Below are 14,200 nucleotides of genomic sequence, written 5' to 3'. Positions count from 1 at the left end.
CCGCCCACCCCAAGACCCCACAAACCGCCGACGAACAACCCGCCACCGCGAAAGCACAAGGGAACCGGAATCCTCCCGGCACACGACCTCGCCAGCCACGAAACCGTGGGGGTCTCCATCCAGCCCTGGCCGACCACCGGCACGTGGATCCGGCGCTGTGGACGCGGTTCCCGTGACCGCGTCCGACATCATGTTGTCCTCACACGTGGGTCAAGCGCTGCCTGCAGAAGGTCTGCGGCGATGGCGGCAACCAGTAGGGCCAGGGCGGCCAGGCAGCTGATCGCGGCCACGGTGTTGACGTCGTTCGTGCGGATGGAGGCCACTAGTTGGTGGCCTAGGCCGTACCAGCCGAAGATGGTTTCGGTGATTGTGGTTCCGACGAGGAGGGCGCCGAAGGTGAAGGCGAAGTAGGTGACCACGGGGATCAACGCGACGCGGAGGGCGTGGCGGGTGTAGGCGGTGCGGCGGGTTAGGCCTTTGGCGCGGGCGGTGCGGACGAAGTCGGAGCCGAGGACGTCGAGGAGCATGTTGCGCTGGTAGCGGCTGAAGACGGCGGCCATGCTGAGGGCGAGGGTGAGGGTGGGGAGGGCCAGGTGCTGGAGGCGGTCGAGCGTGGAGTCGACGCCGGGGGTGGACTCGCCGCTGACCAAGAAGATCTTTACGCCGGTCAGCTCGTTGAACCAGACGGCGCCGATGATCAGCATGTTGGCCAGGACCACGGTGGGCACCGCCAGCACGCCGAAGGACGCGACGGTCGACAGGCGGTCGAACCACCCGTATTGCCCCACGGCCGCGCACGCGCCCACTGCGACGCCGGCGATCGCTCCGAGCAGCAGGCCGGCCACGACCAGGCGCAGCGTCACCCCGGCGCGGCGGCCGAGGTCCTCGTTCACGGATGAGCCGTTCCAGGCGCGGCCGAAATCGCCGTGCAGCACTCCCGCAGCCCAGGTGAGGTAGCGGGTGGCCAGGGGTTCCTTGTCGTTGAGATTGTAGGCGGCGAGCTGCGCGTCGACCGCCGTCTCGGGCGGGCGCGGCATACGCTCGGCGTAGTTGGCGCGCGGGTTCAGCGCGGCGGCGGCCAGCAGGTAGGCCATGCTGGTGGCGACGGCCACCAGCACCACATACCCGATCAGCCGCCGGGCCAGGAACCCCGCCACCGAATCGCCTCCTGCCACCGGAAGAAATCAACAGTGCGCAACAGCCTAGCGACTCTGAGTGACAGTTTCAGGCCAGCCGGACTCGCGGATCGAGGAAGGAGTAGGCGACGTCCACCAGGATGTTGGCGATCACGATGAACGCCGACGCCAGGATCGCCGCTCCGATGATCACCGGCAGGTCCCCGTTCCGGACCGAGCGGATCATGAGCTGGCCGAGTCCCTGCAGGCCGAAGACCGACTCGGTGACGACGACGCCGCCGAGCAGGGTGCCGATGTCCACGCCGAACTGCGTGACGACCGGGGTCAGCGCGGCGCGCAGCCCGTGCCGGTAGGTGACCCGCCGTTCCGGCGCGCCTTTGGCCCGGGCGGTGCGAATGTAGTCCTCGCCGAGCGTGTCGAGCATGGATCCCCGGGTGAGCCGGACGTAGACAGCGGCCTGCACGACGGCCAGGCAGATCCACGGCATGATCATGACCTGCAGGAACCCGGCGAAATCCCAGAGCGGCGAGACGTACGGCCCCGGCTGGAGCCCCGACCAGGGGAACACCGACAGGGCCAGATAGATCATCAGCATGCCGAGCACGAACGTCGGCAGCGAGATCCCGGCCAGCACCATCACGGTCGTGACCCGGTCTCGCAGCCCCCGCGGCCTGGTCGCGCTGAGCACTCCCCCGGTGATCCCGGCCGTCATCCACAACACCGCCGCCCCGAAGACGAGCCAGAGCGTGCCGGGCAGGCTCTGCGCGATCAGCGTGGTCACCGGAGTCTGGCTGATGAAGGAGACCCCCAGGTCACCGTGGAGCAGCTTGCCCAGGAAGGACAGGTACTGATCCCACAGCGGCCGGTCGAGCCCCAGCGTGTTCCTGATCTGGTTGATCACCTCGATCGGGGCGCGCGGCCCGGCCAGCCGCCGGGCGACGGTGTCGGCGGGCCCGGCGAAGAAGAGCAGGAAAACCGTAGTAGCGACCAGCCAGAGCACTAGCACGCCGAACAGGACCCGGCGCAGAAGGAAACGTGACATCAGCGGCCACCTTCCCCACGTGGATCAAGAGCGTCGCGGATCCCATCGCCGAGCAGATTGAAGGCCAGTGTCGTCAGCAGCAGCATGACGGCAGGGAAGATCAGCAGGCCCGGTGCGACCCGGTAGTAGTCCACCGAGTCGGACAGGATCGCGCCCCAGCTCGGCGTGCGTGGGTCCACCCCCAGGCCGAGGAAGGACAGGGTGGCCTCGAACACGATCGAGGTTGGGATCAGCAGGGTGGCCAGTACGGTGACCGGTGCGATCAGGTTCGGGACCACGTCCACGAACATCGTGCGGGGCTTGCTCGCGCCCATCGATCGGGCGGCCTCGATGAACTCCCGTTCCTTGTAAGTGATGGTCTGCCCCCGTACGACCCGGGCCATCGCCGCGAACGAGAAGAACGCGATCACGAGGATCATCAGCGGCACGCTGGCGCCCAGCACCGCGACCAGCACGATCGCCACCAGCAGGTACGGAAAGCTCAGCACCACATCGAGCACCCGGGCCAGCACCCCGTCCACCCAGCCGCCGTAGAACCCGGCCACCATGCCGACCACCACCCCGAACAGGGTCGCCAGCAGGGTGGACAGCAGCCCGACCAGCAGCGAGATGCGCGCGCCGTACAGGATCCGGATGAACAGGTCCCGGCCGAGGCTGTCGGCGCCCAGCCAGAACCCGGAACCGGGGCCGACGGGCAGCCCTTCGGGGGTGAGCCCGGTCGCCGGGAACGCGTCCTGCGGGCCGTGCCCGGTGATGGCGGCGAAGACCGGAGCGAGCAGCGCCAGCAGCACGATCACGATGATCACCCCCAGCGACACCATGGCCGCGCGGTCCCGGGTCAGTCGTTCCCAGGCCAGCTGCCAGGGCCCTTTGCCGCGGACCGCCTCCGCCTGCTCAGGTATGTGCTCGGCCTCGGCCGACGCCTCGGTCAGGCTCATGTTCCACCCCCTTTCTCCAGATGCGGCTCGGTGGATTCCTGAAAAATCTGGGCCTTCTCCGAGCCGAGATGTTCGCCCGGTTCCACCGGAAAATGACAAGCGGCGAAATGCCCGCCTTCGGGACGCCCTTGCGCGAGCAGCCGCGGATCATCGGTCACGCACTTCGGCATCGCTTTCGGGCAGCGCGGATGGAATCGGCAGCCTGATGGGGGCGCAATCGGGGACGGGACATCCCCGGTCAGAACGATCCGCTCGCGCTGGGCCGACAGATCGGGGTCCGCCACGGACGCGGCCGACAGCAGGGCGTTCGTGTATGGATGCCGCGGCAACTTGTACAGATCCTCCCCCGCCGCCGTCTCCACGATCCGCCCCAGATACATCACCGCCACCCGATCGCTCACATACCGCACGACCGACAGATCATGAGCGATGAACACGTAGGTCAGCCCCAGCTCCGCCTGCAGGTCCTTCAGCAGGTTGATGACCTGGGCCTGGATCGACACGTCCAGCGCGGACACCGGCTCGTCGCAGACCACCAGCCGGGGCCGCAGCGCGAGCGCCCGCGCGATCCCGATCCGCTGCCGCTGCCCCCCGGAGAACTCGGCGGGGAACCGGTTGAAATGCTCGGGATTGAGCCCCACCAGCTCCATCAGCTCCTGAACCCGGCGTCGTCGTTCCGCCTTGGTCCCCACTCGATGGATGACCAGCGGATCCGCGATGATCGACCCGATCCGCCGCCGCGGATTCAACGACCCGTACGGATCCTGAAAAATCATCTGAACCTCGCGCCGCGGATCCCCATCGAACTCGATGGACCCCGACGTCACCGGATACAACCCGGTGATGCACCTGGCCAGCGTGGACTTGCCGCAACCGGACTCGCCCACGATGCCGAGCGTCTCCCCCGCGCGCACCTCCAGGCTCACCCCGTCCACGGCGTGAACCCGCCCGACCTCCTTCTTGACGAACAACCCCTCCCGGATCGGGAAATACTTCCGCACATCGGTAACCCGCAGCAGCGGCTTCATGAGGACTCCTCCTCCCGCCGCCGCGCGGCCTCGGGACCGAGCCCGACCACGTCCAGGGGCAGCCAGCAGGCCGACTGATGACCGGGTTCTCCCATCAAGGGCGGTTCCTCCAGCCGGCACTGCCTCATCACGTACGGGCAGCGCGGATGGAACGTGCAGCCGCTCGGCGGCCGGAGCAGGCTCGGCGGCTGGCCGGGCACCGGCTTGAGCCGCCCCTTGGCGCCGGTGGTGCTGGGAACCGACTCCAGCAGCCCCACCGTGTAGGGGTGGTGCGGCCGGTAGTAGAGATCCCGCCGTCCGGCCCGCTCGACCGGCTTGCCCGCGTACATGACGAGCACCTCGTCGGCGATGTCGGCGATCACCCCCAGATCGTGGGTGATCATGATGAGCGCGGTGTCGAACTCCTTCTGCAGCCGCATCATCAGATCCAGGATCTGCGCCTGCACGGTCGCGTCGAGCGCCGTCGTGGGCTCATCGGCGATGATCAGCTTCGGGTTGAGCGCCAGCGCCATCGCGATCATCGCCCGCTGCCGCATGCCGCCGGAGAACTGGTGCGGGTAGTCGTCCACCCGCCGCTCCGGCTGCGGAATCCCGACCAGCCCCAGCAGCTCAGCCGCCCGCTTGCGCGCCTGCGCTTTCCCCACAAAGGGCTCATGAATCCGGATCAGCTCCACGATCTGCCACCCCACCGTGTAGAGCGGATGCAGGCTCGACAACGGATCCTGGAAGATCATCGAGATCTCGGCCCCGCGCAGCCGCCGCAGTTCCTCCGCCGGCATGCCGATCAGCTGGCGCCCTTCGAACAGCGCCGATCCGGCGACCTCGGCCCCCCGGGTCAGGCCCATCAGCGCCTGCGTGCTGACGCTCTTGCCCGACCCGGACTCGCCGACGATCCCCAGCGTGCGCCCGCGCTCGACGTCGAAGCTCAGCCCGCGCACGGCCTGCACCGCGCCGTCCGGGGTCGGGAACGACACAGTGAGCCGGGAGACCTCCAGGAGCGCCATCAGCCGAGCCACAGCTGCGTGTAGTCGAACTGCTGCGACAACGGCGAGTAGAGCGCGTTCTGCACCCGGCTGGAGCGGAAGGTCGGCACGTTCTGGGAGATCAGCGGCACGATCGGGGCGTCGGCCATGATCATGGCGTTGACCTGTTTCCAGGACGCCTCCGCCGCGCTCGCCGACGCGGCCGTCAGGGCTTTGGCGATGGTCGCGTTGACCGCGGGGTTGTTGTAGGCGCCGTAGTTGGTGGAGCCCTCCGCGTAGTTGGCCCCGTAGAACAGCGGCACGACGATCGACCTGCCGTTGTTGCCGTACCAGTCGGGCAGCCACGAAGGCCCGCCGATATCCCATTTGCCCTCACGGCTCTTGGCCACGCTGGACAGGTACCGCCCGTAGAAGTCGTCCGGTGAGGTGGCGATCAGCGTGGTCGCGATCCCGCACTTGGTGAGATCGGCCGCGATCGCCTGCGCCACCTTCGGGTGGTTGCCGGTGGTCCGGTACGGAAACTGGAACGTCAGGCCGGACACTCCGGCCTCGGCCAGCATCGTCCGGCACTTGCCGGGATCGCCGACGTGCCCCGGCGTCGTATAGGGCTTGACGTCGATGTCGAAGCCGGAGCTGCCCTGCGGGATCGCGCCGTCCAGGACCGTGTTCAGCATGGGCCCGCCGTAGATCTGCGCGATCGCCACCTTGTTGATCGCGAAGTTGATCGCCTGCCGCACCTTCACGTTGGCGAGCGCCCGGTTGTTGTTCGGGCTCTGCAGGTTGAATACCAGGAAGGGATTGAGCGAGGAGCCCTCGAACACGTGGAACTCCGGGTCGCCGTTCATCCGCTGGATCGCCGACGTCGGCACCGGCTGGTCCCAGGACAGGTCCGCGGTCCCCGCCTCCAGCTGCTGCTGCACGACATCGGCGCTCTCCTGCCCGAGCATGATCTGGATACGCTCGACGTACTGCCGCCGGACTGGGTCGGCGTCCTGCTTCCAGGCGGGGCTGCGGTTCAGCAGGATCGCCCGCCCGGCCTGATAGGTGGTGATCTGGTACGGCCCCAGCGAGATCGTGTTCTGCCGGAACTCCGGCCCGTCGGGCACGTACTTCTCGTACTCCACCGGAGCGGGTGACGCGAACGGCAGCGCCATGATGTTCAGGAAGTCGCTCGCCTTCGTGGTGAGCCTGATCTCCAGGGTCTTCGGGTCGACCGCGCGCACGCCCTTGATCTGGTTGTGCGCCATGAACTGCGCGATGCCGGCCGCGGTCTTGGGCGCCTTCTGGAACGCGGTGAAGAACTCCTGCATCCCCTCGATCGTCCCGGTGTAGTACGAGATCCCGCCGGACGGCTGCACCGGGTTGGCCAGCCGCTTGAGCCCGCGGACGAAGTCGGCCGCGGTCACCTGCCGGGCGGGCGTGGTGTTCCAGCGCACCCCGTCGCGGATCTTGAACGTGTACGTGCGACCGTCCGCGCTGATCTGCGGCAGCGCCTCGGCCACATCCGGCACGATCGTGATGGCCTTGTTGAAGTCATTGCTCGCCGGATAGGTCACCAGTTGCCGGGTCCAGGTCCGGTTCAGGGTGTAGGCCACGGTCGTATACGAGGAGGACGGGTCGAGATGGTCCACATCCCCCGACCCGATGACCTTGAGCGTGCCGCCCTGCACCGGAACCGAGCCATCGCCGGGAGCGACGCCGGGGCCGCACGCCGTCCCCACGAATATCAGGACCGTCGCGAGCGCCATGCCGTCGCGGATCTTCACCAAGCCCACCCCCCGGCATCAATAGTGTGATCCGGTATGGAGCGGTAATGCCATGAACAGGCAAAACTCTGATCAGGACAGCTCGTCGACCGCCGATCGAACGTCCTGGCTGGTGATGGTGACGAGCTCGGCCGCGCTGGCGCTGCTCTGCTCGGCCAGCCGCACGTCCCGCCGCAACGCGGCCCGCTCGTAGAGCGAGCGCGCGAACCGCCCGTTCCCGAGCCCGTCGATCAGCCGCTCCTGGCAGACCCACGCGAACACGTCGGCCAGGTCCCGGGTGGCCGCCAGGTCGAACCGGTCTCCCGCCGTCGCGGCGGTCATCGCCGCGATCTCGGCCAGCTCGTCCGGCGAGTACGAAGGGAACGCCACCCGCTGGTTGAACCGGCTGGCCAGCCCGGGATTGGTGGCCAGGAAAGCGTCCATCTCCCGTTCGTAACCCGCCAGGATGATCACCAGCCGGTCCCGGTCGTCCTCGGCCCGCTTCAACAGCGTCTGTACGGCCTCCTGGCCGAACGCGTCACCGCCCGAGTAGCCGGTGTTGGCCAGGCTGTACGCCTCGTCCACGAACAGCACCCCGCCGATGGCCCGATCCACCAGCTCGTTGGTCTTGATCGCGGTTGACCCCAGGTGCTGCCCGACCAGGTCGGCCCGGGACGCCTCGACCACGTCGGACTTGGCCAGCAGCCCGAGCGCCGAGAAGATCCGCCCCAGGATGCGGGCCACCGTCGTCTTCCCGGTGCCGGGCGGCCCGGCGAAGATGAAGTGCCGCATCTGCGACTGCACCGGCAGCCCCTGCTCCTCCCGCATCCGGGCCACCCGCAGCTGCGCGGTGATCGCGTGCACCTGCCGTTTGACCGGTTCGAGCCCGGCCATCCGGTCCAGGTCGCGCAGCGCGTCCTCCAGCGTCGGTGTGGCCTGGTAGCCGCGGAAGCGCGCGGTGATCTCGTGGAACGCCTTGGTCACGTCGGCCGCCGTGGTGGTGACCAGGTCCTCGCCCCGGGGCGCGCCTCCGGCGCTGACCACCCGGACGTCCCTGGCCTGCGCGGCCGACTCGGCGACGCTGCGGGCGAACCGCGCGTTGCCCAGCTCGTCGACCAGGCCGCGCCGGTGCACGTCCTCGAACAGGCCGCGCAGCACCGGCCGCGCGTCGGGATCCAGCCGGTCGCCGCGCCCGGCCTGGAGCGACTCGGTGATCGCGAGCAGCTCGTCGGCGTCGTAGCTGGGGAACCTGACCCGGCTGGAGAAGCGGCTGGACAGCCCCGGGTTGGAGCCCAGGAACGAGGCCATCTCCTTCTCGTATCCCGCCAGGATGATGATGAGCCGGTCCCGGTCGTCCTCGGCCCGTTTCAGCAGCGTCTGCACGGCCTCCTGGCCGAACCGGTCCGGCTGCCCGTCCCCGGAGTTGATCAGCCCGTACGCCTCGTCGATGAACAGCACGCCGCCCAGGGCGCGGTCGATCAGCTCGTTGGTCTTGATGGCGGTGGCGCCGAGATACTCGCCCACCAGGTCCGCGCGCTGCGCCTCGACCACGAACGGCGTCTCCAGCAGCCCGAACGAGTAGAAGATCTTGGCCAGGCTGCGGGCCACGCTGGTCTTGCCGGTGCCGGGCGGGCCGACGAACACGAAGTGGCGCATCGGCGGTTCGGTGTTGTAGCCCGCCTCCCTGCGCAGGCGGGCCGCCTCGATGGAGGCCGCGATCGAGCGCACCTGCTCCTTGACCGGGGCCAGGCCGATCATGCCTTCCAGCTCGCCGAGCGCCTGCTCGACGGTGATCGGCGGCGGCGGCTTCGGCCCTCTGTCGCCGGGAGCGGGCTGGAACCCGCCCGCCCGGCCGCGCTGCTGGGCCGGCTGCTCCTCTACCGGCAGCTCCGCCTTGACGCGCCGGGCCTGGACGAACCGGAGGACCAGGGCGATGCCCGCGACGCCGTACGCGCCCCAGATGGCGGCGGAGAGGGAGACCGAGGAGATCGCGAAGCACACGACGGCGGCGGGCGCCAGCGCGGCGAGCGCGGTCAGCCAGGGCGGCACCCAGCGGATCAGATGCGCCGCCGCGGCCACCAGGATGCCCAGCAGGAGGAGCATGAACAGCACGTAGGGGGTCGCGCCCTGGCCGCTGAGCGCGTGCAGCGCCACGGGGGACACGGCGGTCCACCCGGCCACCACCAGCGTGGTCGCGGCGGCGCGCGGAAAGCGCAGCGCCAGCGCGAGGAAGGCCAGCAGGATGACGGTGACGAAGAACGTGCTCCACAGCGACCACCCGAAGGCGACCGCCAGCGCGAGCGCGCCGATCAGCCCGCCGATGAAGACCGCCCGTCTGGCGAACGGCGGGAGGTGAAAATAGCGAAGTCGCACCTGCTCGAACAGGTTCCGTGCTGCCGCGCGTCCCGTGGGACGGGCCCGGCCATCCTCCCGCATGACGCCTCCCCGGTCCGCCCCCGGTTATACCGCACCGAAGCGCCGAATGGACGCCCCCGCGAGTTTCGGCGCGTCTTCGCCGCTGCCCCGAATCCGTCAGTCCAGTACGTCGGCTCGAAGTTGCGGAAATACCTTGGCGACCTTGGACAGAAGGTAATCGCCATATGTGCCGGTGAAAGCCCTGAGGTCCTGTCCGTCCCAGCGGGCTCTGCCCCCGTCCAGCCGGGGGCGGGACGGCAGGGGTGGCACTTCGCTGTCCCAGCCGGGATCAAAAAAGAACGGGAAGGACAGCCGCTCCCGGCCGCTGGCGTTGCGCACCCGGTGCGGGGTGGAGCGGTAGTGGCCGCCGGTCAGCTTGTCGAGCATGTCGCCGATGTTGCAGACGAAGGTGCCGGGGATCGGCGGCGCGTCGATCCAGCCGCGCGCGCTGTGCACCTGGAGTCCCGCGTTGTCGTCCTGGAGGAGCAGGGTGAGCAGCCCGTAGTCGGTGTGCTCGCCGACGCCCCACCCGTCGTCCGCCGTAGCGGGCGGATAGTGAAATATCCGGAACAGGATGGTCGGGTCGGCCGTGTAGCTCTCCGCGAAGTAGTCCTCGTCCAGTCCCAGGCTCAGCGCGACTCCCCGCATGACCGCCTGGGCGACCTCGGTCATCACGTCCAGGTAGCGCAGCACCGACGCGCCCAGCTCGGGCACCTCGTCGGGGAAGAGGTTCCGGCCACTCAGCGGACGCCCGTCAGGCTCCCGCTCCGCGCCGAAATAGATGCCTTCCTTGAGATCGGGCCGCCCCGAGGTGAGCTCCCCGCCCACCGGGAAGAACCCCCGCCAGGCCCGCCCACCACGCGCCATCGAGATCTTCATCTTGGCATCCAGCGGCAACTCGAAGAACCGCCGCGCACCCGCGTCCATCCGGGTGATCAGATCGGCCGGCACCCCATGGCCGCTGATGTAGAAAAAGCCACTGTCCACGCAAGCCGCCTCAATCTGCCGAGCGACAGTCGCGGCAGACCCCCCGGCGAGCAGCGGCGAAACATCAATAACCGGCAGTTCGCTACCCATCACGCCATTCTCTCCGCTCCGACCACCAGCCGCCGCCTTCTGAGGCCGCTTGGAACGCCCTATGCCGGTGCCTCCACCTCGACCCCCGGGCCCTGACCAAGCCGCTTGGAACGCCTGATGCCGGTGCCGCTCTTGGCGCCGGGGCGGCGCGAAGCATCACCTGCGTGAACGGCGCCGGATAACAGCGAGCAAGCCGACGACCCGCCATTCTGTTGGGTGCGCTGCCGTGGTGATCCTTCCGGTGAGCGCGCTGGTAGCCATCGCCACCTCGGCGGAAAGAGCAGCCCTAGTCCGCCTTTCCGGTGCGGCGGCCAGCCACCAGCGTGTCGCCGGATTCGCCGCCGGTCGGGCGGGAGATCTCGGATGGAGCCTCGGTCTTGCTCTCCGTGGTCTCCTCGGCCCGCTTGGAGCGCCGGGCCGTCCTGGGTTTCGGCAGCGCCTCGGTGACCTCCTCGGTGGTGCTCGACGACGCCGGGAACGTGACCGGGCCCTTCGGGTCGGGGTTGGTCTTGGCGCGCGGCTCGCGCAGGGCGTTGATCACCGCGTCGGCCTCGGCCTCGGCCGCGAGATCGTCGGCCTCCTCGGCGTCGCGCCGCTTGATGACCACCATGTGGTCGACCGAGAGCCGCCCGCCGCCGTTGACCGACAGCAGCACGGAGGCCGCGCCCAAGCCGACGATGAGGTTGATGTCGCCGCCGGTGAGCGGCAGCCCGGTGTCGCCGGCGGTCAGGATGAACACCGCGAGCGCCTCGGCGAACAGCAGCATGCCGACGAAGGAGACGGCCAGACCGGCGATGAGCAGGGTGCCGCCGACCAGCTCGATGAGCATCGTGGCGCCCGCCCATAACCGCGGGGCGGGCGCGCCCAGCTGGGCGAACTGGCCGCCGGTCTCGATCAGGCCGGCCTCCAGCTTCTGCCAGCCCTGGGCGAAGAAGATCCCGCCGACGCCCATCCGGGCCGCCAGCGAGGCGAGGTCGTGGAGTGTTCTGTTCACGGGGACCATTCTGGAGCTCCTCGGGGACGCTTCCTATGCATTTCTCCCCATAACCGGCAGGGTCATGTCAGGCGGCGACGCGTTCACGCTCCCGCGCCGCAGCTCGCGCGGCTTGCCGCCGGGGCAGCAGCACCACCACCGAGACGGCTGTGACCAGCAGGAACAGCACGCTCACGAGCACGGCCGCGTGCAGCCCCGAGACGAAGGCCAGCCGCGCCTCGGCCAGCAGCGCGGCCCCGGCCGGGCCGCCGAGCTCGGTCGCCACGTGGGCGGCGGCGGCCAGCGACTCGCGCGCCAGCACGGCCAGATCGGGCGGCAGCTCGGCCGGAACCAGCAGCGCGGGCGCGTAGACGATCGTGGTGATAGTGCCGAGCACGGCGATGCCCAGGCCCGCGCCGAGCTCGTAGGCGGTCTCCTCGATCGCCGCCGCGCCGCCCGCCCGGGACTCCGGCACCGAGGCCATGATCGTGTCGGAGGCGGCCAGCAGCGCCACCTCGACACCGAAGCCGATCCCGACGAAGCACAGCGCGAGCGTCACCGGGTGGTCCTCGACTCCCCAGTTCAGCACCGGCATCAGGGCCAGCGCGGTGAGCGCCAGGCCGCCGCTCATGGTGGCGCGCAGGCCGATCAGGTCCAGCAGCCGGGCCGCGGTCAGGCCGCCCACGATGGCCGCGACCATCAGCGGCACCATCCGCAGGGCCGCGCCCAGCGGCGACAGGCCGAGCACCAGCTGCAGGTACTGGGCCAACATCAGCTCCAGGCCGACCATCGCGAAGATGGCCAGCAGCACGCAGGCCACGCCGGTGGCGAAGCCGCGCTGGGTGAACAGACCGATGTCCAGCAGCGGTGTGGCAAGGCGGCGCTGCCGGGTGGTGAACCACACCAGCAGGGCGACGCCGAGCGCGAAGACCAGCAGGGCGGGGCCGCGCCCGATCGTGTGGCCGTATCCGGCCTCCTTGAGGCCGAAGGCGAGGGCGAGCAGCCCGGCCACGGAGAGGGCGGCGCTGAGGGCGTCCCACGGGTGGGCGCGCTTCGTGGTGGGGGGCAGCAGGCGGATCGCCAGCGGGAGGGCGATCAGCAGCAGCGGCACGTTGATGAGGAAGACCGCGCCCCACCAGAAGTGCTCGACCAGGACGCCGCCGAGCATCGGGCCGACGGCCGCGCCGCCGGCGGCGACCGCGCCCCACACGCCCAGGGCGATCGCGCGTTCCCTGCGGTCGGTGAAGACCTGCCGGATGATGGACAGGGTGGCGGGCATGATCATGGCGCCGCCGACGCCGAGGCAGGCCCGGGCCAGGATCAGGGCGATCGGGGTGGCGGCGAACGCGGCGGCCAGCGAGGCCACGCCGAACACGACGTAGCCGGCCAGGACGAAGGCGCGCCTGCCGTACCGGTCGCCGAGGGTGCCGAAGGTGACCAGGAGGGGGGCCACGACCAGGGAGTAGATGTCGATGATCCACAGCAGCTGGACCGCGGAGGGCTCCAGCGCGGCGGTCAGCGCGGGCACCGCGATGTGCAGCACGGTGGCGTCAACGGCGACGAGCAGGAGGCTGAAGCAGAGCAGCGCCAGGACCGACCACCGGTTCGCGCGCCGCCCGGCCCCGCCGATTTCGCGCCCAAAAATGATCATAGGTCGCTCAGGGGGTCATGGCCCGGGTGGACATGCGTGGCAGCTTAGGTGAAAGCCGAAGGATCCTCAGGCGTTCCGGCAAACAGTCAAGTCACACATTTATGGACGAGATTGGCCACATATCGTGAGGCCATGATGCCTTGGAGTCCTGAAATGTCCGGACGCGTGGAGAAGGTCACGATCGTCAGCGAGGAGCTGCGCGGCAACGCCCTCGGCGATCCGTACGAGCGGCCGCTCTGGATCTACCTGCCCCCGGGCTACGACGACACCGACGCCCGCTACCCGTCGATCTACGTGCTCCAGGGTTATTCGGGGCAGGTGACGATGTGGGGCAACCGGGCGGCGTGGCGGCGCAACTACCCGGAGCTCCTGGACGAGCTGTTCGCCTCGGGCGAGACGCCGCCCGCGATCGTCGTCTTCGTCGACGCCTGGACCCGGCTCGGCGGCAGCCAGTACGTCGACTCCCCCGGCCACGGCCGCTACCACTCCTACCTGTGCGAGGAGATCGTCCCGTACGTGGACGCCCGCTACCGCACCCTCGCCGGAAAGCAGCACCGCGCGATCACCGGCAAGTCCAGCGGCGGCTACGGCGCGATGATCACCCCCATGCTCCGCCCCGGCCTGTTCGGCGCGCTCGCCACCCACGCAGGAGACGCCCTCTTCGACGTCCTCTACCTGCGCGACTTCCCCAAAGCCGCCCGCACCCTCCGGGACGAATACGACGGCTCCTGGACGACCTTCCTGGACCGTTTCTTCGCCACCGGCGGCCGCTGCCCGGGCCAGGACATGATCCTCCTGTACGGCAACGCCGCCTCCTACTCCTCCAACCCCGACGGCACGGTTGACATCCCGTTCGACGACCTCGGCCACCTGCTTCCCGAGGTCTGGGACAGATGGCGGGAATATGATCCCGTGACCATGGCGACCGAGCGCCCCGAGACGCTGCGCGGCCTGCACTCGATCTGGATCGACGCGGGCAAAAGCGACGAATACTTCCTCGACCTGGGCGCGACGGCCTTCCACCGCGCCGTCCAGGCCGCCGGGGTCCCCGCCGAGGACGTCGTGTTCGAACTCTTCGACGGCACGCACAGCAACCTTGAACATCGGTACGTTCTGGCCGTGAAGTGGCTCGCTCCCCGCTTGACACCTGAGAACCTCTCTAGAGAGATATAGGTATATGTCCGACACCTAGGCAATCAGGGACAGGCGGCG

Annotated in this window: 11 protein-coding genes; 1 reads left to right on the top strand and 10 read right to left on the bottom strand. The window is 69.3% G+C overall.

Features of this window, described 5'->3' with window-relative positions:
- Positions 1-188 precede the first annotated feature (188 nt).
- The 10 genes from Aple_RS33430 to Aple_RS33385 all read right to left on the bottom strand — a co-directional run bounded on the left by Aple_RS33430 (position 189) and on the right by Aple_RS33385 (position 12,988).
- Positions 189-1,157, bottom strand: coding sequence for an ABC transporter permease (locus Aple_RS33430; RefSeq protein WP_155348723.1), 969 nt, complete (start codon positions 1,155-1,157; stop codon positions 189-191).
- Positions 1,158-1,224: 67 nt separating this feature from the next.
- Positions 1,225-2,178, bottom strand: coding sequence for an ABC transporter permease (locus Aple_RS33425; RefSeq protein ID WP_155348722.1), 954 nt, complete (start codon positions 2,176-2,178; stop codon positions 1,225-1,227).
- Positions 2,178-3,116: an ABC transporter permease gene (locus Aple_RS33420; protein ID WP_155348721.1), complete on the bottom strand. Its 939-nt coding sequence runs from the start codon at positions 3,114-3,116 to the stop codon at positions 2,178-2,180. The genes Aple_RS33425 and Aple_RS33420 overlap by 1 nt, the downstream gene beginning before the upstream one ends.
- Positions 3,113-4,144 (bottom strand): ABC transporter ATP-binding protein, encoded by a 1,032-nt coding sequence (locus tag Aple_RS33415; RefSeq protein ID WP_155348720.1) that lies wholly within the window; start codon positions 4,142-4,144, stop codon positions 3,113-3,115. The genes Aple_RS33420 and Aple_RS33415 overlap by 4 nt, the downstream gene beginning before the upstream one ends.
- On the bottom strand, positions 4,141-5,148 hold the full coding sequence (locus Aple_RS33410) for an ABC transporter ATP-binding protein (RefSeq protein WP_155348719.1): 1,008 nt from the start codon (positions 5,146-5,148) through the stop codon (positions 4,141-4,143). The genes Aple_RS33415 and Aple_RS33410 overlap by 4 nt, the downstream gene beginning before the upstream one ends.
- Positions 5,148-6,893 carry an ABC transporter substrate-binding protein gene (locus Aple_RS33405; protein WP_155348718.1) on the bottom strand — a complete coding sequence of 582 codons (1,746 nt, stop codon included), beginning with the start codon at positions 6,891-6,893 and terminating at the stop codon, positions 5,148-5,150. The genes Aple_RS33410 and Aple_RS33405 overlap by 1 nt, the downstream gene beginning before the upstream one ends.
- A gap of 72 nt (positions 6,894-6,965) precedes the next feature.
- Positions 6,966-9,308 (bottom strand): AAA family ATPase, encoded by a 2,343-nt coding sequence (locus Aple_RS33400; RefSeq protein WP_155348717.1) that lies wholly within the window; start codon positions 9,306-9,308, stop codon positions 6,966-6,968.
- Between the two features lie 96 nt (positions 9,309-9,404).
- Entirely contained in the window at positions 9,405-10,364 is a 960-nt protein-coding gene (locus Aple_RS33395) for an isopenicillin N synthase family dioxygenase (protein WP_155348716.1), read from the bottom strand.
- Between the two features lie 286 nt (positions 10,365-10,650).
- Positions 10,651-11,358: a DoxX family protein gene (locus Aple_RS33390; protein WP_170321776.1), complete on the bottom strand. Its 708-nt coding sequence runs from the start codon at positions 11,356-11,358 to the stop codon at positions 10,651-10,653.
- Positions 11,359-11,425: 67 nt separating this feature from the next.
- Positions 11,426-12,988 carry an MFS transporter gene (locus Aple_RS33385; protein ID WP_155348714.1) on the bottom strand — a complete coding sequence of 521 codons (1,563 nt, stop codon included), beginning with the start codon at positions 12,986-12,988 and terminating at the stop codon, positions 11,426-11,428.
- Between the two features lie 153 nt (positions 12,989-13,141).
- Between Aple_RS33385 and Aple_RS33380 the strand changes: the two genes are divergently transcribed.
- Positions 13,142-14,161, top strand: coding sequence for an alpha/beta hydrolase (locus tag Aple_RS33380; protein ID WP_246264958.1), 1,020 nt, complete (start codon positions 13,142-13,144; stop codon positions 14,159-14,161).
- Positions 14,162-14,200: the final 39 nt, after the last annotated feature.

Origin of the sequence: Acrocarpospora pleiomorpha, assembly GCF_009687885.1 — a bacterium.
Classification (GTDB): domain Bacteria; phylum Actinomycetota; class Actinomycetes; order Streptosporangiales; family Streptosporangiaceae; genus Acrocarpospora; species Acrocarpospora pleiomorpha.
The sequence above is the reverse complement of the archived record's forward strand: the minus strand, read 5'-3'. Positions and strand labels throughout refer to the sequence as shown.

Excerpts from the sequence above, each read along its gene's own strand:
- Aple_RS33425 (WP_155348722.1), bottom strand. The coding sequence starts at position 2,178 with ATGTCACGTTTCCTTCTGCGCCGGGTCCTGTTCGGCGTGCTAGTGCTC.
- Aple_RS33415 (WP_155348720.1), bottom strand. The coding sequence starts at position 4,144 with ATGAAGCCGCTGCTGCGGGTTACCGATGTGCGGAAGTATTTCCCGATC.
- Aple_RS33385 (WP_155348714.1), bottom strand. The coding sequence starts at position 12,988 with ATGATCATTTTTGGGCGCGAAATCGGCGGGGCCGGGCGGCGCGCGAAC.
- Aple_RS33380 (WP_246264958.1), top strand. The coding sequence starts at position 13,142 with ATGTCCGGACGCGTGGAGAAGGTCACGATCGTCAGCGAGGAGCTGCGC.
- Aple_RS33395 (WP_155348716.1), bottom strand. The coding sequence starts at position 10,364 with ATGGGTAGCGAACTGCCGGTTATTGATGTTTCGCCGCTGCTCGCCGGG.
- Aple_RS33420 (WP_155348721.1), bottom strand. The coding sequence starts at position 3,116 with ATGAGCCTGACCGAGGCGTCGGCCGAGGCCGAGCACATACCTGAGCAG.
- Aple_RS33410 (WP_155348719.1), bottom strand. The coding sequence starts at position 5,148 with ATGGCGCTCCTGGAGGTCTCCCGGCTCACTGTGTCGTTCCCGACCCCG.
- Aple_RS33400 (WP_155348717.1), bottom strand. The coding sequence starts at position 9,308 with ATGCGGGAGGATGGCCGGGCCCGTCCCACGGGACGCGCGGCAGCACGG.